Source organism: Serratia sp. K-E0102 (genome assembly GCF_029962625.1).
Classification (GTDB): domain Bacteria; phylum Pseudomonadota; class Gammaproteobacteria; order Enterobacterales; family Enterobacteriaceae; genus Serratia; species Serratia sarumanii.
In genome coordinates, this window is the sequence record NZ_CP124754.1 from 4,513,715 (window position 1) to 4,538,092 (window position 24,378).

Sequence of the window (24,378 nt, forward strand, 5' to 3'; positions counted from 1 at the left end):
AACGGAATGGGTATGGTAGAAACCTGCTACGGGCCGGTAGAACAAGAGGTTATGGCGCGTGCCGGGAACATCCGCCTGTTGATTTGCGACGTTGACGGCGTGCTGTCGGACGGCCTGATCTTCATGGGCAACAACGGTGAAGAATTGAAAGCGTTCAACGTGCGCGACGGCTACGGCATCCGCTGCTTGAAAACCTCGGACATCGAGGTGGCGATCATCACCGGTCGCTCCGCCAAGCTGCTGGAAGACCGCGCGCAGACGCTCGGTATCACCCATCTGTATCAGGGGCAATCCGATAAGCTTTTGGCCTTCCGCGAACTGTTGGATAAACTGTCGTTAACGGCGGATCAGGTCGCCTATATCGGCGATGACCTGATCGACTGGCCGGTGATGGCGCAGGTCGGCCTGGCGGTCGCGGTGGCGGACGCCCACCCGCTGCTGACGCCGCGCGCCCACTACGTCACCCGCATTGCCGGCGGCCGCGGCGCGGTGCGCGAACTGTGCGACATCATTCTTTTGGCTCAAAATAAGCTGGAGGACGCCAAAGGGCTGTCGATATGAGTAAAACCAAACTGTGGATCACCATCCTGTTGACGGTGATCGTTCTGGCGCTGATCGGCTGGAACATGACGGATTTTAGCGACGACACGGCCCCTGGCCCGGTCAACGATCAGGATCCGACCTACCAGAGCCAGCACACGGTCACCGTGGTGTACAACCCGGCCGGCAAGCTGAATTACAAACTGGTGGCGGAAGACGCGAAGTATTACACCGCCGGCGAGCTGAGCTGGTTCACCCAGCCGGTGATGACGCTGTTCGATGAGAATGCGGTGGCCACCTGGTCAGTTCGCGCCGATCGCGCCAAACTGACTAAAGACCGGATGCTGTATCTGTATGGTCACGTCGAGGTAAACAGCCTGACCACCACCTCGCAGCTGGAAAAAATTAAGACGGACAACGCTCAGGTAAACCTGGTCACCCAGGACGTCACCTCCGATGACGAAGTCACGATTTACGGGACCAATTTTACCTCTAACGGCATGAAAATGCGTGGGAACCTGCGGACCAAAACCGCTGAGCTGATTGATAAGGTTAAGACCAACTATGAAATTCAGAACCAAAAACCAACTCCGTAACCTGTTGCTCGGCAGCTTAGTTTTGGCCGCCAGCGCCCCCGCTCTGGCGCTGAAATCCGACTCCAGCCAGCCGGTCAGCATCGACTCGCTCAAGCAGTCGTTGGACATGCAGAGCAACGTCAGCACCTTCACCGACAACGTGGTGATCAAGCAAGGCACCATCGATATTCGCGCCGACAAGGTGGTGGTCACCCGCCCGGGCGGAGATCAGAATAAGACCTATATTGAAGCGTTCGGCAACCCGGTAACCTTCTACCAGATGCAGGACAGCGGCAAGCCGGTCAAAGGCCACGCGCAGAAAGTGCGTTACGACGTGGCGACCCAGCTGGTGACCCTGACGGGCAACGCCTATCTGGAGCAGCTCGACAGCAACGTGAAAGGCGATCGCATCACCTATCTGGTGCAACAGCAGCAAATGCAGGCGTTTAGCGACAAAGGCAAACGCGTGACAACGGTTCTGGTACCGTCGCAGTTGCAAGACAAAAACGAGCAGAAAAAGAGTAACTAATCACTTATGGCAACACTCATCGCAGAAAACCTGGCGAAAGCCTACAAGGGCCGTAAAGTTGTCGAAGACGTCAGCCTGAAAGTGAAATCCGGCGAGATCGTCGGCCTGCTCGGGCCGAACGGCGCCGGTAAAACCACCACCTTCTACATGGTGGTCGGCATCGTGCCGCGCGACGCCGGGCGCATCGTGATCGACGAAGAAGACATCAGCCTGCTGCCGCTGCACGCCCGCGCGCGCCGCGGCATCGGTTACCTGCCGCAGGAAGCGTCGATCTTCCGCCGCCTGAGCGTGTACGACAACCTGATGGCGGTGCTGGAGATTCGCCCCGACCTCACCAGCGAACAGCGTGAAGACCGCGCCAAGGAGCTGATGGAAGAGTTCCATATCTCCCATCTGCGCGACAGCCTCGGCCAGGCGCTGTCCGGCGGTGAGCGTCGCCGCGTCGAAATCGCCCGCGCGCTGGCGGCCAACCCGAAATTCATACTGCTGGACGAACCCTTCGCCGGGGTGGATCCGATTTCCGTTATCGATATCAAGAAAATCATCGAGCACCTGCGTGACAGCGGCCTGGGCGTGCTGATCACCGACCACAACGTGCGCGAGACGCTGGACGTGTGTGAACGCGCCTACATCGTCAGCCAGGGCAAACTGATTGCCCACGGCACGCCGGATGCTATTCTGGCCGACGAGCAGGTTAAACGCGTTTATCTGGGCGAAGAGTTCCGCCTCTAAGCGCCGGCGCGCCCTGCGGGGCGACACCGTTAACGGAAGTAGACAGAAAACTATGAAGCAAGGTTTGCAACTCAGGCTCAGCCAACAGCTGGCCATGACTCCTCAGCTCCAGCAGGCGATCCGCCTGCTGCAGTTGTCCACGCTTGAGCTTCAGCAAGAAATCCAGCTGGCGCTGGAGAGCAATCCGCTGCTTGAACAGACCGATCTGCACGACGAAATCGACGCCAAAGAAACCCAGGAGACCGAGGGGCTCGATACCCGCGAGGCGCTGGAACAGAAAGACATGCCGGAAGAGCTGCCGCTGGACGCCACCTGGGATGAGATCTACACCGCCGGCACGCCGTCCGGCACCGGCACCGACTACAGCGACGACGAACTGCCGGTCTATCAGGGCGAGACCACCCAAACGCTGCAGGATTACCTGATGTGGCAGGTGGATCTGACGCCGTTCTCCGATACCGACGCCGCCATCGCCACCTCCATCGTCGACGCGGTGGACGACACCGGCTATCTCACCGTGCCGCTGGAAGACATTCTGGAAAGCCTGGGCGACGAGAACGTGACCCTCGAGGAAGTCGAGGCGGTATTGAAGCGCGTGCAGCGTTTCGATCCGATCGGCGTCGCCGCGCGCGATCTGCGCGATTGCCTGCTGGTGCAGCTCTCCCAATACGCCAAAGACACCCCTTACCTGGCCGAAGCGCGGCTGATCATCAGCGAGCATCTGGATCTGTTGGCCAACCACGACTTTCGCAGCCTGATGCGATCAACCCGGCTAAAAGAAGATACACTGAAAGAAGCGATGCTGCTGATTCAGTCGCTCGATCCGCGCCCGGGGCAGTCGATCAATACCGGCGAGTCGGAATACGTGATCCCGGACGTGCTGGTGCGCAAGACGCAGAACAAATGGACGGTCGAGCTCAACGGCGACAGCGTGCCGCGTTTGAAGATCAATCAGCAGTACGCCGCGCTGGGCAACAGCGCCCGCAGCGAAGCCGACGGCCAGTTTATCCGCAGCAACCTGCAGGAAGCCAAGTGGCTGATTAAAAGCCTGGAGAGCCGCAACGAGACGCTGCTGAAGGTCACCCGCTGCATCGTCAGCCAACAGCAGGCGTTCTTCGAGCAAGGCGAAGAGTTTATGAAACCCATGGTGCTGGCGGATATCGCCCAGGCCGTGGAGATGCATGAATCGACGATCTCGCGCGTCACCACGCAGAAGTTTCTGCACAGCCCGCGCGGCATTTTTGAATTGAAGTATTTCTTCTCCAGCCACGTGAATACCGACAGCGGCGGCGAAGCCTCCTCGACGGCGATCCGCGCGTTGGTGAAGAAATTGATTGCGGCGGAAAACCCCGCCAAGCCACTCAGCGACAGCAAGCTGGCCACCCTGCTCGCCGATCAGGGGATCATCGTGGCGCGGCGCACCGTCGCCAAGTACCGAGAGTCTTTGTCCATCCCGCCGTCGAACCAGCGTAAACAGTTGGTTTGACCTCTATTGAGAAGGAAGACACTATGCAGCTCAACATTACCGGACACCACATCGAAATCACCGATCCGTTGCGCGAGTTCGTGAACAACAAGTTCGCCAAACTCGAACAGTATTTTGATCGCATCAATCAGGTGTATGTTGTATTAAGTGTGGAAAAAGTGCAGCAAATTGCGGAAGCAACGGTGCACGTGAATGGAGGCGAGTTGCACGCCACCTCGGAAGACGAGAATATGTATGCCGCAATTGATACGCTGATCGACAAATTGGCACGTCAATTGAACAAACATAAAGACAAATTGAAGCAACACTGACACCCTAACCCACTCCATGAGGCGGCATCCGTCGCCGCCTCGCCCTTCGGCGCGTGACCCGCATGGGTGACGCGCCGAACGGTAATCAGGGTTAAAACCGACGAAAAACCGCCTTGCCGGGTGCGCCCGGCGGCGCGGTTTTAAGTGAAGATGAGATGAACAACGAATATATGCAATTAAGCTCGGTGTTAAACATCGAGTGCACCAAAAGCTCGGTACACTGCACCAGCAAGAAGCGGGCTTTGGAAATTATCAGCGAACTGGCCGCCAAACAGCTCAATCTGCCTTCGCAGGTGGTGTTTGACGCGGTTCTCACCCGGGAGCGCATGGGCAGCACCGGTATCGGCAACGGTATCGCCATTCCCCACGGCAAACTGGAAGAGGACACACTGCGGGCCGTTGGCGTGTTTATCCGTCTCGACCAACCCATCGCTTTCGACGCTATCGACAACCAGCCGGTCGACCTGCTGTTCGCGCTGCTGGTGCCTGCCGATCAGTGCAAAACCCATTTGCATACCCTGTCGCTGGTCGCCAAACGCCTGGCCGACAAAACCGTATGCCGCCGCCTGCGCGCCGCGCAAAGCGACGAAGAACTTTACCAAATCATCACCGAGTGATGCCCGGCCGGCGTGACTTCCAGCCCGGATAACGTTACTGTTTCACGATGATGGATCCGGCCTCGGCCGGAATAACAAAGTTTCCACCGGTGGCGATGAACGCCGCCGCGATGCCAGGGGAGTTGCCACATGGTGCTGATGATTGTCAGCGGCCGTTCCGGTTCAGGAAAATCCGTCGCCTTGCGGGCGCTGGAAGACATGGGTTTTTACTGCGTTGACAACCTGCCGGTGGTGCTGCTGCCGCAGCTCGCCAATACGCTGGCGGAACGCAATATCTCCGCGGCGGTCAGCATCGACGTGCGCAACATGCCGGAATCGCCGGAAGTGTTCGAATACGCGATGACTCAGCTGCCGGACAGCTTCTCGCCGCAGCTGCTGTTCCTCGACGCCGATCGCAACACGCTGATCCGCCGTTACAGCGACACCCGCCGCCTGCACCCGCTCTCCAGCAAAAACCTGTCGCTGGAAAGCGCCATCGACGAAGAGAGCGATCTGCTCGAACCGCTGCGCTCGCGGGCTGACCTGATTATCGACACCTCGGAAATGTCGGTGCACGAGCTGGCCGAAATGCTGCGCACCCGCTTGCTGGGCAAGCGTGAGCGCGAGCTGACCATGGTGTTCGAATCCTTCGGCTTCAAGCACGGCATCCCGATCGACGCCGACTACGTGTTCGACGTGCGCTTCCTGCCGAACCCGCACTGGGATCCGAAGCTGCGGCCGATGACCGGTCTGGATAAGCCGGTCGCGTCGTTCCTCGATCGCCATACCGAAGTGCACAACTTCATCTACCAGACCCGCAGCTACCTGGAGCAATGGCTGCCGATGCTGGAAACCAACAACCGCAGCTACCTGACGGTCGCCATCGGCTGTACCGGCGGCAAGCACCGCTCGGTGTACGTGGCAGAACAGCTGGCCGATTACTTCCGCTCGCGCGGCAAGAACGTGCAGTCGCGCCACCGCACGCTGGAAAAGCGCAAACAATGACGGTCAAACAGACGGTTGAAATCAAAAACAAGCTGGGCATGCACGCGCGCCCGGCGATGAAACTGTTCGAGCTGGTGCAAAGCTTCGACGCCGAAGTGATGCTGCGCAACGAAAGCGGCACCGAAGCCGAGGCCAGCAGCGTCATCGCGCTGCTGATGCTGGACTCCGCCCAGGGCCGGCATATCGAAGTCGAAGCGACCGGCCCCGACGAAGTCAACGCACTGGAGGCGGTCGTCGAGCTGTTCAACTCCGGGTTTGATGAAGATTAGCCGCTGAAGCCCTCCCGCGAATGCGTCGCACCGACGCGTTCGTTCTCTTTGCCTTCTCTCCCTGACACGATCTCCCGCTTTTCACTTTGCGTATCCGCTTCCAAAGTCAGCCGTAACTGACTGTAAATGCGAAGTATTGATTTACCCACACGGCGCTAACCGCAATAGTATGCAACGACAACAACGGGCTGCGGCCGGGTATTATTCCCTCTCTAAGAGTGGAGATGATAAGTTTACAATTTGTGAACACCTAAGACAGTCGCTATAATGTTCACCAGGCAGGAATCGAGGGAACGATGCATATCATTTCCAGGGAGCCGTTCAATAACGCAACCAAGCAATACCCTAATGAAGCCGCTGCTCTCGAGGCCATTTATAAAGCGTTGCGACGCGGCGAGTTCCGCACGCCGGACGAGTTAAAAGCGCTTTTTCCTTCGCTCGATCGTATGAAATACAAAGAGAAATGGTGGGTCATTGACGTCGGCGGCAACCACCTGCGGATTTTGTTCTTCGCCAGCTTCGAGACACAGAAAGTCTTCATAAAGCATATCGTTAGCCACGCCGAGTACGACAAGCTGATGCAGCACTATCGAAGGAGTTCATCATGATTACAGATGCCATTAAGGCCGCCGATGCGCTGCTGCGCGCCGTGCCCTTATTGCAGGGCAGCAGCTCTCAGCAAGACTACCGGGAAGCGCTCGAATTGGTGGAATATCTGCTGGAAAACGATGAACACCATCCGCTGATTGACATGCTGGCAAAAAAAATCGCCGAATATGAAGATAACAGCGCCGAATTTACCGCATTCAACCAGCGTATCGCCCAACTCCCGCAAGGAGTGGCCGCGCTTCGCGTATTGATGGAACAACACCAACTTAGCCAAAGTGATTTTGAACATGAGATCGGTAAAAAGTCGTTGGTCAGCCAAATCCTGAGTGGCAAAAGATCGCTGACCATTCCGCACATTATGGCGCTGGCCAAACGCTTCAATCTGCCCCCGGCCCTCTTCCTGCCGGAAGCGGATTAGCCACTCAGCTCCGGCTCAGGCAGTCCAGCGCCACCGCTTTAAAGCTGTCGAAGCTGTCGCTGCTCAGCAGGCGGCTCATTGAGCGTTCACGCACGAAGGTGACAAACAGCTCGTAGATCGCCATCGCCTCTTCATAGTCGCTCTTGCTGATCGCCAGCAGGAAAATCACGTGCGCGACCTCACCTTCTCCCCAGGCGACGCCCTGCGGCGCCAGCAGCGTCACCACCACGGTTTTTTTGGCCAGCAGCCCCAGCGAGTGCGGCAGCGCGATGCCCTCGCCCAGCAAGGTGGAGACGATCGCCTCGCGTTCGACCACCGACGGATAAAAGTCCGCGCCGACGTACCCTTCCCGCTCCAGCTGGCCGCACACCCGGCTGAACAGTTCCGCCTGCGTCAGCGGCTCGTTGAGCACCATGAAATGCTCGGCGTCGAAAAACTTCTCCAGCATGTACGGTCGGGTGCGATCCACCAGCACCAGCTTGCCCAGCTGCTCCAGCTGGTAATCGGTTGGGAACGGCGACATCACCACCACCGGCTTGTTCTTTTCGCCGATGCGGGCGTTGGAAATCACGAAGTCTTCGTCGATATGCGCAAGCATCTCGTAATCGCGCAGCGAGACGATGCGCGTCATCACCAGCTGCGGATACTTACGCGCAATCTGCGCCTGGATCATGCGCACCGTCGAGTTGCCGGTATCGCATACCAGCATCACCTGCGGGTGGCGTTCATAACCGATGTTGTAATGCCGCTCCAGCCCCACGCCGATGTGCAGCACCAGATAGCCTATCTCATTCTCGCTCAGGGTATAGGGGGTGTATTTGCCCCAGCTGGAGACCGCCGCCAGCGTCACGTCGTAAGCCATCGGATAGTGCTGTTTGATGTTGGCCAACAGCGGATTGGGGATATTGATCTGGTATTTCACCCGCGTAATCATGGTTTTGATATGGGTGAGCAGATCGGCCCGCAGCTGCTCGTCGCCCTGCAGGTTGTAGTTATAGTGTGCGTTGATGTAGGACAGAATGTAGTCCACCAGCGCTTCTTCATCGTCGGCGTTGATCTCGGTCGGCTGCACGTCCTGCACGCGCCGCGCGGCGATATTGACCCGCAGATAGGCCTCTTCGGCCATCGAGATCTCTTTGCCGGAGGCCGAACGCAGTTCCGCCGCCAGGCGGGTCGATACCTGGCGCACCGCATCGTCGCCGTCTTCCACCTCGAAGTCCGGCAGCGGATAGCCGTCGTTGATGCGCCGCAGCGCCACCGCGCAGTAGAAGATCAGGTACTGCTCACCCTCGTCGGTCAGGCGAATGGCGTATTGCGACAACAGCGGGTGCAGCAATCCGGCAAACGCCGCTACCTGCGGCTGCAGCAGGATCTCGTTGTTGAGCAGCGGGTTCTCGGCGTCGGCCAGCTGCAGTTGGAACAGCAGATCGGTCAGGCAGGCGCGGATCGCCATCTCCGTGCCGAACAGCTTCATGCCGTAACGCGGCTTGGTTTCAATCGTCAATTGATAGTGCGCCAGACGCTCTCTCACCTCAGCCATGTCGTTTTGCAACGTACCGCGGCTGACGAACCACTCGTCGGCCAGATCTTCCAGTTTAAGGGAGAAGGCTGAGGTCAAAAAACGCACCAGCAGATAATGCACACGCTCCTGCGCGCTGCGCGGGGTGGCATGCTTGCGGCGCTCCTGATGCTGCAGGGCGCTGAACAGCGCGGCGTTATCGACCTGCAGACGATAGCCGGCACCGCGGTTATGCACGAAACGCGCGCCGTATTTGTCCAGAATCTCGTTCAGCGCGGTGATGTCCGCCCGCACCGTGCGGGTGGACACGGCGAAACGCTTCGCCAGCTCATCCTGCGGCAAAGTCTCGGTTTGCAAAGCATCGAACAAGTAAGCCAAACGCGGGTAAGGAAATCGCACCATTCTGTGTCCGTCAATCAGGCGACCCGCCCGGCGAACCGGGCGGGCCACGGGTTACTTCGGCGGCGGCAGGAACACCATTTGCGAGGGGCTGCCGATCGGTAGATAACCGCCCACAAAGCTGAGTTTGCCGTCCGTCGGGTTTACGCTGAAGCGGGTAACGTTATCGCTGCGCTGGTTCAGCGCATACAGATAGCGGCCATCCGGGCTCAGCGCCAGCGAACGCGGATAATCGCCGCGCGTCCAGGTTTCCGCCACCGGTTTCAACTCACCGCCGGCGCCCACGCTGAACTGGGCAATGCTGTTATGCAGCCGGTTGGCGACGTACAGCGTGTCGCCGTTCTTGCTGAGCGCCAGCCCCGAAGCGAAGCTGGTGCCCTGATAGTCGGCGGGCAGCGCGGAAACCGCATGCAGTTGTTTCAGAGTACCTTTTTGGCGATCAAAACGGTAGCTGGTCAACGTCGAGGCCTCTTCGTTCACCAGCAGCACGGTTTCGCCGTCCGGATGGAACACAAAGTGACGCGGACCCGCGCCGGCGGAAGAGGCGGCGATCCACGGCGGATCGTTCGGCGTCAGCCGGCCGCTCACGGCGTCAAAGCGCCATTGGTAGATGCGATCCAACCCCAGATCGGTGGAGAACACGAACTTGCCGCTCGGATCGCTGGCGATCATATGGGCATGTGGGCCATTGTGATCGCTGATGGCGAAGCTGCCGTTCACCGCCGCCGCCGGTTTGGCCGCGCCCGCCGGGCCCTGCTGTTGCTGCACCGAGCTGGCGGCGCCCAGGCTGCCGTCCGCTTCGATCGGGAAAGCCGCCACGCTGCCGCTGACGTAGTTGGCCACCAGCAGATGGCGCCCGTCCGGTGTCGATGAGAGATACACCGGCCCCGCTCCCTGCGAATCCACCTGGTTGAGCTGCGTCAGGCCGCCGTCGGCCGGATTGACCCGGTAAGCGGTGATGCCGCCGTGCTTGCCGCCGTTGAAATCGGCCACTTCGCTGGCGACATACAGCGTCTTGCCATCGGCGCCCAGCGCCAGCTGCGCCGGATTCGGCACTTTGCTGACCAGCGTAGTGTGGCTCAGCGCGCCGCTGGCCGGATCGACCTGCACCCGGTAAACGCCTTCGCCGTTGGGATTGTAGGTGCCGATATAGGCGAAATGAGATGACGTGGAATTCATTGCATCCTCAGCATGCAGCGCCGGGCCGGTCACGGCCAGCAGCGCCAGGAACAACGCGGTGCGTCGGGTTGGAGCCTGCCAGTTTCGCATAGTTATCCTCAGACCTGAGTATAGGTAACGGCGCGGCATGCCGCGCCAGGGGAAAGCCTTCGCCTCCCAGCCTTTACCTCATCCCATTGCGCGTTCAGCCCACCAGCTTTTTGGTCATCGCCAGCAGGGTTTTCACGTCCTGCGGGCGCGTGTCGCCGCTGGCGGCGTCGATGATCGAACTGTAGATATGCGGGATCACGCGTTTCACGCCGGCCGCCAGCGCGATCTCGACGATCGGCTCGTAGTTCTCCAGATCGATGCCGCCGGTCGGCTCCAGCATAAAGTCATGCTCGGCGCAGGCCTTGGCGACGTACTGATATTCGTCCTTGCACTTCAGGCCGCCCATCGGGAAATACTTGATGGAGCTGCCGCCCATGTCTTTCAGCAGGGCGATGGCGGTTTCCACCGGCACGATGCCGTCCGGCGCCGCGGCGCTCAATGGGCCGGTAGAGATCTTCACCCAGCCAACGCGGCCGGTCGGCGATACCAGGCCGTTGACCACGCTGTCGTTCTGGCCCAGCAGCGCGCGGCTGGCGCCAACGCCGGTAAACACCTGGTTGACGTGCTGCGGCTGCACCTGCTGAGCGATCAGGCTGACCATCGCCGACTGCTTCGGATCGCCGGCGCCCAGGCCGACCGAGAGCGCGTTGTCGATCAGGCGCGCATAGCGCAGCATGTCGGTCACCGCGCTGTCGACGTCCGGGTAGTTCTTGGAGAGCACGCCCACCAGCACATGGCCTTCCGCCGCGGCGTAGATGTCCTGCGCGTTGGCTTTGGAGCCGGCCAGCACGTTCAGGCAGACGCGGTCGCGATAGTAGTTAGGCTGCAGCTTCATGCTTGTTTCTCCGTAAACAGGTTTTTGATACAGGTAAAGACGGTCATCAGCTGTTGCTCATCGACGCTGCGCACGTCGACCTCAATCTTGCCCTCGTTGGCCTTGTAGCCGCGGAAGTAGATGGCGATGTCACCGGTTTTCAGCGCCTGGACGATGTCATAGGTCGACCGCCCCAGCACCGCTTCGTCGAAGGCGATCTCGGCGCGGGCGATATCGCGGCCGGCGCTGTCCCAGACGGTTCTGGCGCTGACGCCGGTCAGGGTGTTGAGGCTGTCGAGGAACGGCGTCATCCGCGCCACCATCTGTTGCCCGGTGGTTTTCTCAAGCGTCAGATAGCTTTCGATCGCCTGCGTCAGGCCGAGGATGCCCTCTTTGCCGACCTTCATCGCCCGACCGATGCCACCGGACTGCAGCTTCACCCACTCGACGTACTGTTTCTTGCCGATAACCAGGCCGCTGGTCGGCCCCTCGATGGCTTTGGCGCCGCTGTAGATCACCAGTTCGGCTCCCATCTGGTAGTAACACATCAGATCTTCTTCCGCCGCGGCGTCGACAATCAGCGGCAGGTTATGCTTGCGCGCCACCACCGCCGCCTGTTCGACGGACAGAATGCTTTTCTGCACGCAGTGGTGCGATTTGACGTACAGGATCGCCGCCGTCTGCGGCGTGATGCAGGCTTCAATCTGCTCCGGCGAACATTCATTGGCGTAGCCCGCTTCCACCACCTTGCCGCCGCCCAGCGCCACCATGGTGTCCACCGGCGCGCCGAAGTTGACGTTGTGGCCGCGCGGCAGCACGATCTCGCGCGGCACGGCGATCGGCGCCGAGTGCAGGTTCACCAGCAGATTGGCGTTATCTTTGACGATCACCGCCGCCACCGACTGGGCGATGCCCGCCGAGGCGCAGGAAACGATCACCGCGTCCTCCACGTTGAGCAGATCGGCGATGTAGGCGCCGGTCTTGTTGACCAGATCCTTGATTTCGAAATAGTGATTCAGGCCGTAGTCAACGGCGTCGATCACATCCTGGCGCGGCGTGGAAACGCCGAGAATGGTCATGCGGCCGGAGGTGTTGATCACCTGCTTCAAACCGTATTTTTCATAAATCGAAGACATCGCTTGCCTCCCCTTGTTCGGTTAATAGGATTTCCCCGGCCACCACCGCGGCCAGCGGCACCAACAGCTGTTCGCCCTCGGCGGTTTGCCCTTCGGCGTCGGCGAACACCTGCGGTTCGCGGCGCAGTTCAAACAGCGTGAAATCGGCGTCATAGCCCGGCTCCAGCCGCCCTTTGCCGCTGAGCTGCAGCGCCGACGCGGCGTTCTCCGTCACGCAGGCGATCACCTGCGGCAGCGTCAGGCCGACGCTGAAAAATTTGGACATCACCGTCGCCAGGCTGTGCACCGGCCCGTTTATGCGGTTGCGGCAGTAAATATCGGAGCTGATGGTGTGCGGCAAAATGCCCAGCTTGATCGCCTGGCGCGCCACCTCGAAGCTGAAGCTGGCGGTGCCGTGCCCCACGTCGAGCAACACGCCGCGCCGCAGCGCGCGCTGGATCGACTCGCGCAGCGTGCCCGCCGGCGTCAGAATGCGGTTCGGTTTGCCGTTGTAGCAGTGGGTGATGATGTCGCCACGGGTCAGCAGATCGGCGATCTCGTCCAGATTCGGCGGGTTGTTGCCGATATGCACCATCAGCGGCAGTTGGCGGTTTTCCCGCTGGATCTCTTTGGCCAACACCAGCGGCCGGGTGCCGTTCTTGCCCACCACGCTGCTGCTCATGCGCGCCTTGATGCCGATAATGAAACCGGGATGGTTGGCGATGGCCTGGCCGGCCTCGCGCTTGTCGATGTCCGTCAACTCCGCCAGCTCGTTCTGCCGCAGCAGGCCGATGCGCGAGATGTTGAGGAAGGCGAACACGTTGGTTTTTGCGCTGCGCGTCAGCTGATAAAAGGCGTCGATATCGTCGGCGCCGGTGCTGCCGGCATCGACTACGCTGGTGACGCCGCTGGCGACGCCGACCCGATCCGGCTCGTCATGGTAAATCGGCGAGTCGGGATAGCAGTGCACGTGCGCATCGATCCAACCGGCGCTCAGGCGGCAGTTGCCCGCCAGATCCAGTTGGCGAACGGCGCTGACGTCCGCCGCCAGCCGCCCGACCGAGGCGATTTTGCCGTCTTTCACCGCCAGATCGATCAGCGTGTCGTCCGCCAGTCTGGCGCCTCTGATTACTAAGTCATACATACCGCATTGCTCCTGTTAGCCCGGGCGCCGCCGCATCGGGCGGCGCCTGGCGCAGGCCTCTCAAGAAATGGCTACCGGGAAGATCGCCCCCAGGATCATCGCGCCGAGGATCGCTCCGCCGGTGATCGGTTTACCCCAGATATAGAACAGCAGCGCGCCGAGCAGCGAACCGATGCCGATCGGGATCGAGGCGGTCATCGCCGACAGGATGATCAACGGCCCGAGGAAACGGCCCGACGAGTTGCCCGCGCCCATCATCACGTCCGCCCCGTAGGTGGAGTTGCTCTGATTGATGGTGAATTTGCGCGCCAGAATGATCACGTAACCGATCGCCAGGCCGATGACCAGGCCGGTCACCAGCGAAGCGGCGAAGTTGGCGACCGGGAACACGATGCCGGCCCCCAGCAGCAGCGCCGGCACGCCCAGCCCAACGCCGGTCTGGATCGCGCCACCGATGTCCAGGATCCCCACCAGCGAGCCTTCGATGATGCGCGCGAACAGGAAGCTGGCGCCGAACGCCGCCACCGCGCCGTATACGCCGGTATCCATCCCCGCCCGCAGCATGGAGACGAACGCCACTTCGTTAAAGGCGCCGATGCCGTACAAGTAATACATGTGCGTCCCGGCGAACACGCCGGAGGACAGCAGGCCAACAAAAATCGGGAATGACCAGTCGGCGTACCAGAAGCCTTTTTGGGTTTGCTCTTCCATCATCCCGCTCCTTATTTACCGCTCAGGGTGTTGTGAATGGCGTCCAGCCAGCCCGGCACGCCGAGGCTGAAGGACTCGAGAACTTTCATGTCGAAGCCGCGGAAGAAGCCGCTCAGCACGAACAGCAGCACGATCACCGCCATCATGATCTTGGTGATCTTGTTCCAGCCGCTCTCTTCCACGCCTTTGCCGATCAGAATACCCAGCACCAGGCCCGGCACGGCGTTGCCCATGATCAGCTGCGCCAGGCCGCCGAAGATGGTGCCCCAGAAGCCGGAACGGCGCCCGGCGTCGATCGCCGCCAGCCAGAAGATCACTGGCATCACGGTGTTCACCAGCAGGTTGGCCGCCGGCACCAGCACCTTGATCGCGGTGACCTGCAGCGCGGCCGGCACGGCGGAAGCGGTGGTATTGAGGAACGCCACCACCAGCATGCCGATGATGCCGCAGGCGATGGCCATTTTTTTCGGATCGTGCAGCGTTTGCGCCAGATTGCGGTTCTTGACCATCAGGGCCGCCGCGCCCCAGTGCGGGATGATGCGGTGGTCGACGTCCTGCGTGAAGGAACCCGCCGCCACGGAAGACGCCCAGGCGTTGAAGAAGAAGCCCAGACCGAATGAGAAGTGGGAAGCCGGATCGCCCTCGCAGGAATTCAGCTCGCCCAGGGTGCGAAACGCCCCCATGCCCTGTGTTGTCGGCGCGTGGAACATGCGTGCGGCGCCGGCCCCTACGCCGACCCCCACCAGCCCACCGATAATAATCGATTTAAATAAGATGATTAAAAACATCAGTATACCCTTTCATTTATGCTAACGTTTTTATTTCGTGACGAAGACAACCTTCTCGGTATTGATAATGGTTACGTTCACGGTTATTTCCAAAGAAACGGCATAGCTCTTTCTTTCACGCGGCAAAAAGAAGAAAAGAAATTTCTCTTTAGTTATTTTCTCTTCCGCTCTCACGACGCTGACGTCCTGCGGCTCGATACGCAGCAGAATATTGTTGGTGGACTTTAATACCGCACCCTGCACATTAGCCAAGGCGGAAGCAAAAGCTTTCGCTTTGCTGTCGCCTTTACCCTCCACCTTTACCGATGTGGTATATTGCTCTTTCATTATGGATTGCCATGTTTTTTGATGTAGGCTTCCACCAATTTCTGGCCCAACTCTTCTTTATCCATAAAGCCGAAGCCCAGCACGTTGCAGCCTTCGTTAATTGCCGTCACGCCCTCTTCCACCGAACGCATGCCGTATTTGGCTTTGTAGCCGTGTTTGGTTTGCGCGGTAATCGCGCCGGCGCCGCCGCTGCCGCAAAAAGAGATGCCCAGCTGCGCGTTTTCCGCTTTCATGACGTCACCCAGCTTCATATCCGCCGCCACGCCGGGGATAACCACCGCTTTTCCGCCTGCGTTTTCAACGCCCTGGCCGACTTTTTGCCCTTTACCCAAACGATCGCCGATCACTACGGTAATTTGACCCATGGTATATTCTCCTGATTGAAATCGATGCGTTAACCGCTATGCGTTATTATCTTTCGCCACTTCGAAGTGCACTGACAATAAATAGGCTTCTTCGATAGGCAATGTGCCAAACTGATTCACCACGCGCTCCGCCATTTGCATGGATTCGGCGGAGATTTCGTCGAACAACGATTTATCCACCTCCGGCAACGGCTCGCCGGTTATTGAACGCAGCACCATGGCGCGAATATGCGATTCCAGCATCTGTTGCTGCACCGCATTGGTATAAATATTTTCAGCATTCAGCATCGCGGCAATATCCGCCAACACCCGAGCGGTGATCTCACCGGCTGCGCTGACATCGGATTGTTCAATTTCTTTTATCGAAGCAGATCCATCATTCACTTTTCAGTACCCCTAGATCCCACATTAATCAGTAAGCCGTAAAGCGCATCACCTGAATAACCCGCTTTCTGTGATGTCTTTACCCTACCCCCGGTAGGATTTTCTGTGTAGACCGGTTTTTTCCAGTTCGAAGTGGAAATCGCATGACGCGCGGGGATCCATTTCGCAAAACGGCGCTGCGGTGAAAAAGTTAATGAGATAACATATAGATAACCGGGCTAACCGTTTCTTTCGCCACAATTGACGATGAAAGCCTTCGTGATCGGGATCTCTTTCTTTTCTCGTCCCAACCGCCTACTATCAATGGGACAAATCGACATTACCCACACCCCCGCTCCTCTGGCGCGGGGGTGTTGCTTTGTGTTGTTTTTCCGAATTTATGGGTGCACAGACTGGCACCCTTTGATTTGACTGGAGAGTGGAATGACCAAACCCATCATTACTATTAATGAGCTGGATGCGGAACGCCTGGATGCGCTATTGGAACAACCGGCCTTTGCCAACACCGACGTCGCCGCCGCGCTGAACGACGAGTTGGATCGCGCGGAAATCCTGCCGCCGGAGAAAATGCCGGCCAACGTGGTGACCATGAACAGCCGCGTGCGTTTTCGCGATCTGCACACCGATGAAGAGCACGTGCGCACGCTGGTTTACCCGGCATCGCTGAAAGACAGCCACGATCAGCTGTCGGTGATGGCGCCGCTGGGCGCAGCGCTGCTCGGCATGCACGTCGGCAAGCAGATTTCCTGGCAATTGCCGAACGGTGAAGAAGCGCGGATTGAAGTGCTGGAGTTACTGTACCAGCCGGAAGCGGCGGGCGAATACCACCGTTAAGCGGTTCTCAGGGCGGCATCCGGCCGCCCTTTCTGTTTCAGACGCAGATAGCGATCAGCACGGCGATCAGCAGCAGCACGTAGATTTTGGCATGCAGCGCATCGCTCACCTTAGGCAAACAGCGCCTGGCAAACACGATCCCCGCAATTCCCGCGGCCACCAGCAACCCCAGAATGTTCAGATTGACGTAGCCCAGATACTGCGGCCCGCTCATCTCGCGCCACCCCAACACGATATACATCAGCGCGCCGATCACCGCCACCGGGATCGACAGCGGGTTGGCGGCGCTGACGCAATACTTCATGTCGTAACCATGGCGGCGCAGCAGCGGCACCGTCATCACGCTGCCGCCCACCCCCAGCAGGGTGGCGATGCCGCCGATCAGCGGCCCGCCGCCCCACAGCGTGGCGGGGGAAAGTTCGGCGCGCGCCGGTTTGATCAGGAAGCCCCGGCGGAACAGACAGTCGGCGATGGTCACCGCCATATAGGCCACGAACAGCCCGCGGATCACGCCGTCCGCCAGCAGCGAGGAGGCGAACGCGCCCAGCGCCGCGCCGATGCCGATGAAAAAGATCAGCGGCACGATGGTTTCACGCAGCAGGTTGCCGCTGCGCCAGTTGGTCAGCGTGGCGTAACTCGCGTTGAGGATCATCACCGCCGTCGAGGTCGCCACCGCGATATGCATCGCCTGGCCGGGCTGCTCGCCCGACGCGGAGATCAGGTGATAGACGAAAGGCACCACCACAAAGCCGCCGCCGAAGCCGAACAGAATGGTGGTGATGCCGGTCAGAAAACCGGCACCCAGTACAATCAAGGTTTCAATCATGGCCGTGCGCCCGCACGAAGTCGTCGAACCCGGCGCAGAACTGCCCCGCCAGCGGGTGAAAACGATCGCCGACGAACAGCCCCAGATACTGCTCGCGCACGGCGTCATGGTCCACCAGCTCAATGCCCGCCTGTTCCGCCTGCGCCAGCGTCTGCGCGTCCGGGAAGCCCCAATAGCGCGAATCGCCCTGCTTTTCCGCCGCGATCGCTTCGCTGTGCTCCGCCAACATCAGCCGGCGCGCCAGGAAAGAGCCACTCTGCACGCCCAACAGCATCATGTTTTCCAGGAACGACAGATCGTGACGCAGCTCGGCGGGCAGGCGGGCGATAACCGGGCCGGCGTCCCAGTGCTCATCCATTTCATGCAGCGTTACCGCACAGTCCCTGTCACCGTTCATCAACGCGCGGAACAGCGTCATCACCCCGCGATAACGCGGCAAGTCCCCCGGATGCAGGTTCCACAGCAGCTTGCCGCGTCGGCTGAAGGCGCGCACATAGTCGGCGGAGAATTTCTGATAACAGCGCAGGGAGATCACCCCATCCATATGCCCCAGGCTGCTGATAAACGCGGCGTCATTGATGTCGAGAACGCGATGCGCTTTGACCCCGGCGGCGGCCAGGAACAGGGCCGGCGGCTGATAGGCCCCCTCGCAGGCGGCGGCGTTGCGGCCAACGAACGGGAACACGAAATCGTTCAGCACTTCGCGCTCATACAGCCCCAGGCGGCGAACCGCCGGCTCCTGCGTGCACCCAGCGCTTTTCGCCAGGGGGAAATACACCGTAAAGGCACACTGGCCCTTCAGGGTGGCGATCAGATCCTGACACACCAGCCAGGAGAAAATGTCGTTGCCGACAAAGAGCGCTACGTTTTTCATGCTTCAGCCTTCTTTGCGTTGAAAATAGGGTTGTTGAACACGATCTTGCTGATATCCCGCGTGATGGACTCCATCGCCGAGGTGTAAAAAAGATCGCCCTTGGCAGGCGCGCCGAGCGAGTAGAGATGCTGCTCGCGGCCGCGTCGGTCGGCGATTTTCAGCGTGTGCGGGTTGCACTTCACGCCGCCGAACAGGTTCTCTTGCACCAGCCCGTCTTGCAGCAGTTGCTGGCTCAGCCGGTTGGGCGGCAGTTGATAGGACGGCGTGGTGCAGTTGAACAGATACTGCGCATGCACCCGCGCCTCATGGCAACGAAGGATAAACCCGTCCGTTCCCTTGCTGATATCCGCCAGGCCGCCACAGGCGCGCAGGCGTTGGCTCTCCAGCGCCGCTACGATCTTGTTGGCGTTCTTGATCGGCATGGCGTGCCGATTGCGCATCCAGGAGGAGTTGTAAAAGCGCATGAAGACCTGCCGGTTGTTGGCATCCATCTTGACCCAGGCAGCGCACACCGCCGGGTGGATCGCCGCCAGATAGCTGCAGATATGCTCCCGGGCAAAACGCGCGCGATCGAGGCTTTCCGCCAGATCGCGGTAACAATCGCGCCTTTCCCCCAGCGCCGAGAGCACCGTCAACCGCTCCGGCCCCGGATAGTGGCGCGCCAGCGCGGCGTTGATCGCATGCACCAGCTGATGCGCGTCAATGAAATCGCGGCCGGCGACAAAGCGCCGAACCCCCTCCACAAACGCCTCCGGCGGCGGACGCATCAGCGCCGGCTGCACGCTGGGGAACAGGCCCGAGCGCGACAGGGCGCAGATGTCGGTCGCCCCCAGGCGCTCCATCAGCTCAACGATGGCGTCAATCGCCGTCAGGCTACAGCCGATCACGCCGATGCTCGAATAAGGGTTGATCGGCGGCAGATCCTGGTGGGCCTGATAAGCGATCACCCCATCCACCGGATAGAGACATTCCGGCGGGTTGTGCCCCGAACACAGCACCAGCGCGTTCATCTGTTCGGCGCCGCCACAGGTGGTGGTCAGCCGGTAGCCGGCTTCCAGCGGCGCGATGGCATTCACTTCGGCGGTCACGAAATTCAGCGCTACGTTGCTATCCGCCGCCATATAAATCGTCATGTCGCGAATAAAATCGAGATATTCCCGATACAGCCAGCGCGGCGGATAACGATCCTGGCAAAACTGTGGGAAATGCATGGCGATCCAATCGACGAAGTGCACATCGTCGAAAATATCCGCCGACATATTTTCCGGCGTCATATTTAATATATGGCTGTCAAAATCGCTGCTGTATGCCATACCGCCCTTGAAGCCCTGCTTGTCGAACACCGTCAGGGAAAGCGGCCTTTTGCAATGATTAACCGACTTATTTTTTATAAAGTTATACGCAAAAGCGATCCCGGCGGCTCCGCCGCCAACCACACCGAACTTATACATGAAATATCACCTTATAGTCATTGAACTGCGCTAAGAACTATTGCTTCAGGTGTTGGAATAAAAAGACGCTTTATTCCTTATTAACTTCTTGTATTGCGAGAACGAAAATCTTCGTCCCACCCCGGTGTGAAAACTTGCACGGGCTATATGGCCGATAAAATAGCGGCGCCCCGAACAAGCGTTATTTTTCTGCTCCGATAGTAGGGCGACGGCCGTTGGCTTGCTTTATATGAAGGGCCAACTATCATTGCGTTTCGGCCAATCTGCCCGCCAAAGGGAACACATGCGCAACGTCCGCATTGATGACATCGACCACGTAACGCGCGCGGTGATCGCCATCGGCACCGATTATCCGCCGGGGCACCTGCTGCCGATGCACAGCCACCGGCGCGCGCAGTTGTTGTACGGCGCCACCGGCGTCATGCACGTTTTCACGCAGCAAGGCAATTGGGTCGTCCCGCCGCAGCACGCAGTGTGGCTGCCGCCGCAGATGCCGCACGCGGTGAGGATGGTCGGCGTCACCACCCGCAGCCTGTATCTCGAACCCGGCGCGTTGCCCGCCGAACGGCCGCAGGTCTGTCAGGTGGTCAGCGTCACCCCGCTGATGCGCCAGCTGTTGATGGCCGCGGTGGATATGCCGCTGGAGTATGCACAAGAGGGGCGCGACGGAGCGCTGGCGACGCTGTTGCTGCATGAGCTGGCTCGGCTGCAGCCCTTGCCCCTGCACATCCCGCTGCCCGCCGATCCCCGGCTGGGCGAGCTGTGCCGCGCCTTTTTGCAGCACCCCGACGCTCACGACTCCGCGCAGCGGTGGGCCCCTCGTCTGTACATGAGCATTCGCACCTTCAGCCGCTTCTTTCGCGCGCAGACCGGCCTGCCGTTTTCGCAATGGCGCCAGCGCGCCTGCGTGGTGCTGGCGTTGGCGCTGCTGGCCGAAGGGCGCAGCGTAACGCAGGTGGCGATGGAGATGGGATATGACAGCAGCGCGGCGTTTTCAACCATGTTTCGCCGCGTGCTGGGGCAGGCGCCCTCCTCCTATCTGACGGAAGACGGGCGCGACGGTTGACGGTTTAGCGGAATTTCTTGTGGTTGGCGTCGCGGGTCTGTTTGAACCCCTGCGCCAGCTGCTTCGCTTCGGCGACTTTGCCCTGATTGGCCAGCGCCAGCGCCTGATCGATCTGGCCGATCAGGGTATCCAACCCGCTGCGAAAATCTTTCATCTCCGGGCTGTCGGCGGCTTTGTCTTCCAGCTTCGGCGGGGTGCCCTGTTTGGCGTCCTGCGCGGCGGCGCGCATGTTTTGCAGGCTCTGTTTGAGGGTGGCGGCGGAATCGGTATTCAGCACCGTTTTGTAGTTTTCCGCCAGGGTGTCCATATCGTCGCCCAGATCGGCGGCGACCGCCAGCGAGCTGGCCGCCAGCAGCGTCAACGCCGCCAGCGCTTTCAGGGTATTCTGCATGTTTGCTCACCTTCCAGTTATTGTTTTAATTAACCCACCGTTACCATAGGCAAGGCCGGGCAAAACCGAAACCGGAGATTTGTAAGCAAGGTTGAGACGGGATAACGCGCGACCGGCGGACGCCGGCCGCGCCGCGAATCACTGACCGGCGATCTTCATTTCCGGCAGCAGCACCGAACCGCACTGGATATTGCTGCGGGTTTCGATATCGCTGCCGACGCTGACGATGTTGCGCAGCATGTCTTTCAGGTTGCCGGCGATGGTGATCTCGCTGACCGGATATTGGATCTCGCCGTTTTCCACCCAGAAACCGGCGGCGCCGCGCGAGTAATCGCCGGTGACGCCGCTGACGCCCTGGCCCATCAGCTCGGTGACCACCAGGCCGGTGCCAAGCTGTTTCAGCATGCCGGCGAAGTCAGCGCCCTGCCCGGCAATGCGCCAGTTATGGATGCCGCCGGCATGGCCGGTGCTGTGCAGGCCCAGCTTGCGCGCCGAGTAGCTGGTCATCAGCCAGGTTTGCAGCACGCCGTCCTTGACGATATCGCGCCGCTGGGTGCGCACGCCCTCGCTGTCGAACGGCGTCGACGCCAGCCCTTTCAGCAGGTGCGGATGCTCTTCGACGGTCAGCCACGCCGGCAGGATCTGCTTGCCGAGCGAGTCCAGCAGGAAGGTCGATTTGCGGTAAACGCTGCTGCCGCTGATGGCGCCCACCAGATGGCCGAACAGCCCGGTGGCCACCTCGGAGGCGAACAGCACCGGCGCCTTCATGGTCGACAGTTTGCGCGGCGCGAGACGCGCCAGCGTGCGGCGGGCGCACTCCTGCCCCACCCACTCGGGGCTTTGCAGATCGCCCATCGCACGGCCGATGGTGTAAGCGTAATCCCGCTCCATATCGCCGTCCTGCTCAGCAATGACGCAGCTGGACAGCGAGTGGCGGCTGGAACAGTAGCTTTGCAGCATGCCGTGGCTGTTGCCGAACACCTTGATGCCGTAGTGGCTGTTGAAGCTGCCGCCTTCGGTGTTGGTGATGCGCTTATCCGCCGCCAGCGAAGCCTGCTCGGCGCGCGCCGCCAGCTCGATGCCGCGCTCGGCGTCCAGCTCGATCGGGTGGAACAGATCGAGATCCGGCGCCTCGAACGCCAGCAGATCTTTCTCCGCCGGGCCGGCGCAAGGATCCTCAGAGGTGTAGCGCGCGATATCCAGCGCCGCCTGTACGGTGCGGGCGATGGCGTCCGGGCTGAGATCGGTGGAAGAGGCGCTGCCTTTGCGCTGGCGGTGATACACGGTGATGCCCAGCGCGCCATCGCTGTTGAACTCGACGTTTTCCACCTCGCCGAAGCGGGTGCTGACGCTGATGCCGGTCGATTTGGTGACCGCGACTTCCGCCGCATCGGAACCGGCGCGGGCCAGCTCCAGCGCCTGAGAGACGGCCTGTTCCAGCGCCTTGCGCTGTTCTGCAACTTGAGTGACTACTTTCATCAATCTGCCATAATTAATCAGAAAATCGTTGAGAAAAGTGCCGGAGCGGCGTAGTTGTGCACGCGGAGCGGCGCGCAAAAATCCTGAGATCTCTGCCGTTGAGTCTAACAGGAACCGCGTTGAATTTCGCATAAAGCCGGCAACCTGTTAGGATTAGCCTCTTTTTAACGGAGCCTACCATGAACAAACAGCCTGAAGACTGGCTCGACGATGTCCCGGAGAATGAAAACGAGGACGATGACGAGATTATCTGGGTCAGTAAAAGTGAGATTAAACGTGATGCCGAAGCGCTGAAAGACCTGGGGGCCGAAATGGTCGATCTGGGCAAAAACGCGCTGGATCGCATCCCGTTGGACGAAGATTTGCGCGCCGCCATCGAGCTGGCGCAGAAGATCAAGAAAGAGGGTCGTCGCCGTCAGCTGCAGTTGATCGGCAAGATGCTGCGCGCCCGCGATATCGAGCCGATCCAGACCGCGCTCGACAAGCTGAAAAACCGCCACAACCAGCAGGTTTCGCTGTTCCACAAGCTGGAAGCGCTGCGCGACCGTCTGGTGGAAGAAGGCGATGACGTGATTCCGTCGATCCTGGATCTGTATCCGGCCGCCGATCGCCAACAGCTGCGTTCACTGGTGCGCAACGCGCAGAAAGAGAAGGCCGCCAACAAGCCGCCTAAGGCTTACCGCCAGATCTTCCAATACCTGCGCGAGCTGGCCGAAGCGGCCGACTAAGCGCCGCCGCCATCCCGGGATGAACCCGTTTCATCCCCGGTGATGGGCCGGTTCGCCGCTACTTTCGCGGATATTGAAACGCAGGCTGCCTTCCAGCTCTTCTTCCGCCTCTTCAAACAGCAGAATGATCGCGCCGAAACGACGCTTGCTGCGGGCATTCAGGTGAGTGAACTCGATTTCCACCGGCAGGCCGATATCGCCGGTCACCACGTCCCACAGCGCGTCGAGGTTGGCGCCGAACCCCTCGTCCAGCGCAAACTTGTGCGCGAAATCGCGGTAGAAGGTCGGCACATCCTGGATCTGTTCGAAATCAAACTCTACTTTTGCCATCAAACTCACTCCACACGAATGAAGTTTTTGTAATGGTCGCGCGTGACGAAGATCAGACCGTCGCTCGAATACAGCAGGCGATCGGCGCCGCGCCGGCCACACTGATAATTGATGTCCGCTTCGCGCCAGACCCGGCCGCCGGCGCTCGGCAGTTGCCCTTCACGGTTAGAGAACCGATCGCCGCCGATCGCCTTGCCCGGCAATACCGCACAGAGGTTGCCTGAACGCGGATCCCAGCCCTGCTCGCGCGCCTGCTTCTTGGTGACGTAATAGCCCGGCAGCCGCTGATGCTGCTGCAGGTAACTCACCACCGTTTGCTGCTGCGTGAGCCGATCGATGCTCTGCTGCTGTCCCGCCGGCGCTTGGGCCACCGCCGGGTTGCCGTCGATCGCACGGTGCTCGTTGCCGCGCAGCGCGCTGAAGACGGCGATGACCACGGCGATGACAATCGCCAACAGAATCCGCTTGTTCATGACATTCCCTGAAATTATGCC

31 protein-coding genes are annotated in these 24,378 nt (G+C 60.1%); 14 read left to right on the forward strand and 17 right to left on the reverse strand.

Annotation, left to right across the window (positions count from 1 at the left end; translation table 11 throughout):
* Window positions 1-6: 6 nt before the first annotated feature.
* The 11 genes from kdsC to SSARUM2_RS21475 all read left to right on the forward strand — a co-directional run bounded on the left by kdsC (window position 7) and on the right by SSARUM2_RS21475 (window position 7,070).
* Window positions 7-561, forward strand: coding sequence for a 3-deoxy-manno-octulosonate-8-phosphatase KdsC (kdsC, locus tag SSARUM2_RS21425; protein ID WP_021505108.1), 555 nt, complete (start codon window positions 7-9; stop codon window positions 559-561).
* Window positions 558-1,136 (forward strand): LPS export ABC transporter periplasmic protein LptC, encoded by a 579-nt coding sequence (gene lptC, locus SSARUM2_RS21430; RefSeq protein WP_033654803.1) that lies wholly within the window; start codon window positions 558-560, stop codon window positions 1,134-1,136. The genes kdsC and lptC overlap by 4 nt, the downstream gene beginning before the upstream one ends.
* Window positions 1,105-1,644 carry a lipopolysaccharide ABC transporter substrate-binding protein LptA gene (gene lptA / locus SSARUM2_RS21435; RefSeq protein WP_004937045.1) on the forward strand — a complete coding sequence of 180 codons (540 nt, stop codon included), beginning with the start codon at window positions 1,105-1,107 and terminating at the stop codon, window positions 1,642-1,644. Before lptC ends, lptA begins: the two co-directional genes overlap by 32 nt.
* Window positions 1,645-1,650: 6 nt before the next feature.
* Window positions 1,651-2,376: an LPS export ABC transporter ATP-binding protein gene (gene lptB, locus SSARUM2_RS21440; protein ID WP_004937040.1), complete on the forward strand. Its 726-nt coding sequence runs from the start codon at window positions 1,651-1,653 to the stop codon at window positions 2,374-2,376.
* Window positions 2,377-2,428: 52 nt separating this feature from the next.
* Window positions 2,429-3,862, forward strand: a complete 1,434-nt coding sequence (rpoN, locus tag SSARUM2_RS21445; protein ID WP_043141961.1) for an RNA polymerase factor sigma-54 — start codon at window positions 2,429-2,431, stop codon at window positions 3,860-3,862.
* 23 nt (window positions 3,863-3,885) lie between these two features.
* Window positions 3,886-4,173, forward strand: a complete 288-nt coding sequence (hpf, locus tag SSARUM2_RS21450; protein ID WP_004937038.1) for a ribosome hibernation promoting factor — start codon at window positions 3,886-3,888, stop codon at window positions 4,171-4,173.
* A 155-nt stretch (window positions 4,174-4,328) separates the two neighbouring features.
* The gene (gene ptsN / locus SSARUM2_RS21455; protein WP_016930212.1) at window positions 4,329-4,790 is read left to right on the forward strand and encodes a PTS IIA-like nitrogen regulatory protein PtsN; all 462 of its coding nucleotides are present in this window, start codon (window positions 4,329-4,331) and stop codon (window positions 4,788-4,790) included.
* A gap of 129 nt (window positions 4,791-4,919) precedes the next feature.
* Window positions 4,920-5,774 (forward strand): RNase adapter RapZ, encoded by an 855-nt coding sequence (gene rapZ, locus SSARUM2_RS21460; RefSeq protein ID WP_015379177.1) that lies wholly within the window; start codon window positions 4,920-4,922, stop codon window positions 5,772-5,774.
* A complete protein-coding gene (gene npr, locus SSARUM2_RS21465) occupies window positions 5,771-6,043 on the forward strand; it encodes a PTS phosphocarrier protein NPr (RefSeq protein ID WP_033648996.1) in 273 nt (90 codons plus the stop codon). Before rapZ ends, npr begins: the two co-directional genes overlap by 4 nt.
* A 296-nt stretch (window positions 6,044-6,339) precedes the next feature.
* Window positions 6,340-6,651 carry a type II toxin-antitoxin system HigB family toxin gene (locus SSARUM2_RS21470; RefSeq protein WP_033636137.1) on the forward strand — a complete coding sequence of 104 codons (312 nt, stop codon included), beginning with the start codon at window positions 6,340-6,342 and terminating at the stop codon, window positions 6,649-6,651.
* Entirely contained in the window at window positions 6,648-7,070 is a 423-nt protein-coding gene (locus SSARUM2_RS21475) for a helix-turn-helix domain-containing protein (protein WP_033636138.1), read from the forward strand. The genes SSARUM2_RS21470 and SSARUM2_RS21475 overlap by 4 nt, the downstream gene beginning before the upstream one ends.
* 4 nt (window positions 7,071-7,074) lie before the next feature.
* Here the strand turns inward: SSARUM2_RS21475 and SSARUM2_RS21480 are convergent, their stop codons facing one another.
* The 10 genes from SSARUM2_RS21480 to SSARUM2_RS21525 all read right to left on the reverse strand — a co-directional run bounded on the left by SSARUM2_RS21480 (window position 7,075) and on the right by SSARUM2_RS21525 (window position 15,905).
* Window positions 7,075-8,991, reverse strand: a complete 1,917-nt coding sequence (locus SSARUM2_RS21480) for a PRD domain-containing protein (RefSeq protein ID WP_033648995.1) — start codon at window positions 8,989-8,991, stop codon at window positions 7,075-7,077.
* Window positions 8,992-9,042: 51 nt separating this feature from the next.
* Window positions 9,043-10,257 (reverse strand): lactonase family protein, encoded by a 1,215-nt coding sequence (locus SSARUM2_RS21485; RefSeq protein WP_060453142.1) that lies wholly within the window; start codon window positions 10,255-10,257, stop codon window positions 9,043-9,045.
* A 94-nt stretch (window positions 10,258-10,351) separates the two neighbouring features.
* The gene (locus SSARUM2_RS21490; protein ID WP_004937022.1) at window positions 10,352-11,092 is read right to left on the reverse strand and encodes a KDGP aldolase family protein; all 741 of its coding nucleotides are present in this window, start codon (window positions 11,090-11,092) and stop codon (window positions 10,352-10,354) included.
* Complete coding sequence (locus SSARUM2_RS21495) at window positions 11,089-12,207, reverse strand: DgaE family pyridoxal phosphate-dependent ammonia lyase (RefSeq protein ID WP_049234180.1); 1,119 nt, start codon at window positions 12,205-12,207, stop codon at window positions 11,089-11,091. The genes SSARUM2_RS21490 and SSARUM2_RS21495 overlap by 4 nt, the downstream gene beginning before the upstream one ends.
* The gene (locus SSARUM2_RS21500; protein ID WP_060453143.1) at window positions 12,191-13,330 is read right to left on the reverse strand and encodes an amidohydrolase/deacetylase family metallohydrolase; all 1,140 of its coding nucleotides are present in this window, start codon (window positions 13,328-13,330) and stop codon (window positions 12,191-12,193) included. The genes SSARUM2_RS21495 and SSARUM2_RS21500 overlap by 17 nt, the downstream gene beginning before the upstream one ends.
* 60 nt (window positions 13,331-13,390) lie before the next feature.
* Window positions 13,391-14,041, reverse strand: a complete 651-nt coding sequence (locus SSARUM2_RS21505; RefSeq protein ID WP_033636148.1) for a DUF4310 family protein — start codon at window positions 14,039-14,041, stop codon at window positions 13,391-13,393.
* Window positions 14,042-14,052: 11 nt separating this feature from the next.
* Window positions 14,053-14,829 (reverse strand): DUF4311 domain-containing protein, encoded by a 777-nt coding sequence (locus SSARUM2_RS21510; RefSeq protein ID WP_004937006.1) that lies wholly within the window; start codon window positions 14,827-14,829, stop codon window positions 14,053-14,055.
* A 30-nt stretch (window positions 14,830-14,859) separates the two neighbouring features.
* Window positions 14,860-15,156: a DUF4312 family protein gene (locus SSARUM2_RS21515; protein ID WP_033636150.1), complete on the reverse strand. Its 297-nt coding sequence runs from the start codon at window positions 15,154-15,156 to the stop codon at window positions 14,860-14,862.
* Window positions 15,156-15,521: a glycine-rich SFCGS family protein gene (locus SSARUM2_RS21520; protein WP_033636151.1), complete on the reverse strand. Its 366-nt coding sequence runs from the start codon at window positions 15,519-15,521 to the stop codon at window positions 15,156-15,158. Before SSARUM2_RS21520 ends, SSARUM2_RS21515 begins: the two co-directional genes overlap by 1 nt.
* Before the next feature lie 36 nt (window positions 15,522-15,557).
* A complete protein-coding gene (locus SSARUM2_RS21525) occupies window positions 15,558-15,905 on the reverse strand; it encodes a glycine dehydrogenase (protein WP_033648990.1) in 348 nt (115 codons plus the stop codon).
* A gap of 423 nt (window positions 15,906-16,328) precedes the next feature.
* Here SSARUM2_RS21525 and rnk point away from each other — a divergent pair, with 423 nt between their 5' ends.
* Entirely contained in the window at window positions 16,329-16,739 is a 411-nt protein-coding gene (gene rnk / locus SSARUM2_RS21530) for a nucleoside diphosphate kinase regulator (RefSeq protein ID WP_004936993.1), read from the forward strand.
* A gap of 37 nt (window positions 16,740-16,776) precedes the next feature.
* On the opposite strand, the gene SSARUM2_RS21535 is transcribed toward rnk, so the two are convergent.
* Genes SSARUM2_RS21535 through SSARUM2_RS21545 form a run of 3 tightly spaced genes read right to left on the reverse strand, consistent with a single transcriptional unit; the run spans window position 16,777 to window position 19,890 of the window.
* A complete protein-coding gene (locus SSARUM2_RS21535) occupies window positions 16,777-17,565 on the reverse strand; it encodes a sulfite exporter TauE/SafE family protein (protein ID WP_049212952.1) in 789 nt (262 codons plus the stop codon).
* Window positions 17,558-18,439, reverse strand: coding sequence for a formyltransferase family protein (locus tag SSARUM2_RS21540; protein ID WP_060453144.1), 882 nt, complete (start codon window positions 18,437-18,439; stop codon window positions 17,558-17,560). The genes SSARUM2_RS21535 and SSARUM2_RS21540 overlap by 8 nt, the downstream gene beginning before the upstream one ends.
* Window positions 18,436-19,890: an FAD/NAD(P)-binding protein gene (locus SSARUM2_RS21545; RefSeq protein ID WP_041036837.1), complete on the reverse strand. Its 1,455-nt coding sequence runs from the start codon at window positions 19,888-19,890 to the stop codon at window positions 18,436-18,438. The genes SSARUM2_RS21540 and SSARUM2_RS21545 overlap by 4 nt, the downstream gene beginning before the upstream one ends.
* Window positions 19,891-20,173: 283 nt before the next feature.
* Here SSARUM2_RS21545 and SSARUM2_RS21550 point away from each other — a divergent pair, with 283 nt between their 5' ends.
* Complete coding sequence (locus SSARUM2_RS21550; protein ID WP_041036839.1) at window positions 20,174-20,956, forward strand: helix-turn-helix transcriptional regulator; 783 nt, start codon at window positions 20,174-20,176, stop codon at window positions 20,954-20,956.
* Between the two features lie 4 nt (window positions 20,957-20,960).
* Here the strand turns inward: SSARUM2_RS21550 and cybC are convergent, their stop codons facing one another.
* The gene (gene cybC / locus SSARUM2_RS21555) at window positions 20,961-21,347 is read right to left on the reverse strand and encodes a cytochrome b562 (RefSeq protein WP_015379185.1); all 387 of its coding nucleotides are present in this window, start codon (window positions 21,345-21,347) and stop codon (window positions 20,961-20,963) included.
* 138 nt (window positions 21,348-21,485) lie between these two features.
* Window positions 21,486-22,826 carry a metalloprotease PmbA gene (gene pmbA, locus SSARUM2_RS21560; protein WP_033648986.1) on the reverse strand — a complete coding sequence of 447 codons (1,341 nt, stop codon included), beginning with the start codon at window positions 22,824-22,826 and terminating at the stop codon, window positions 21,486-21,488.
* 179 nt (window positions 22,827-23,005) lie between these two features.
* Between pmbA and yjgA the strand changes: the two genes are divergently transcribed.
* Window positions 23,006-23,554, forward strand: a complete 549-nt coding sequence (gene yjgA / locus SSARUM2_RS21565; protein WP_004936968.1) for a ribosome biogenesis factor YjgA — start codon at window positions 23,006-23,008, stop codon at window positions 23,552-23,554.
* A 30-nt stretch (window positions 23,555-23,584) separates the two neighbouring features.
* Here yjgA and SSARUM2_RS21570 read toward each other — a convergent pair whose 3' ends face one another.
* Together SSARUM2_RS21570 and SSARUM2_RS21575 are read right to left on the reverse strand one after the other, a co-directional pair.
* The gene (locus SSARUM2_RS21570) at window positions 23,585-23,884 is read right to left on the reverse strand and encodes a barstar family protein (RefSeq protein WP_004936963.1); all 300 of its coding nucleotides are present in this window, start codon (window positions 23,882-23,884) and stop codon (window positions 23,585-23,587) included.
* A 5-nt stretch (window positions 23,885-23,889) separates the two neighbouring features.
* On the reverse strand, window positions 23,890-24,357 hold the full coding sequence (locus tag SSARUM2_RS21575; RefSeq protein WP_033648983.1) for a ribonuclease: 468 nt from the start codon (window positions 24,355-24,357) through the stop codon (window positions 23,890-23,892).
* Window positions 24,358-24,378 lie beyond the last annotated feature (21 nt).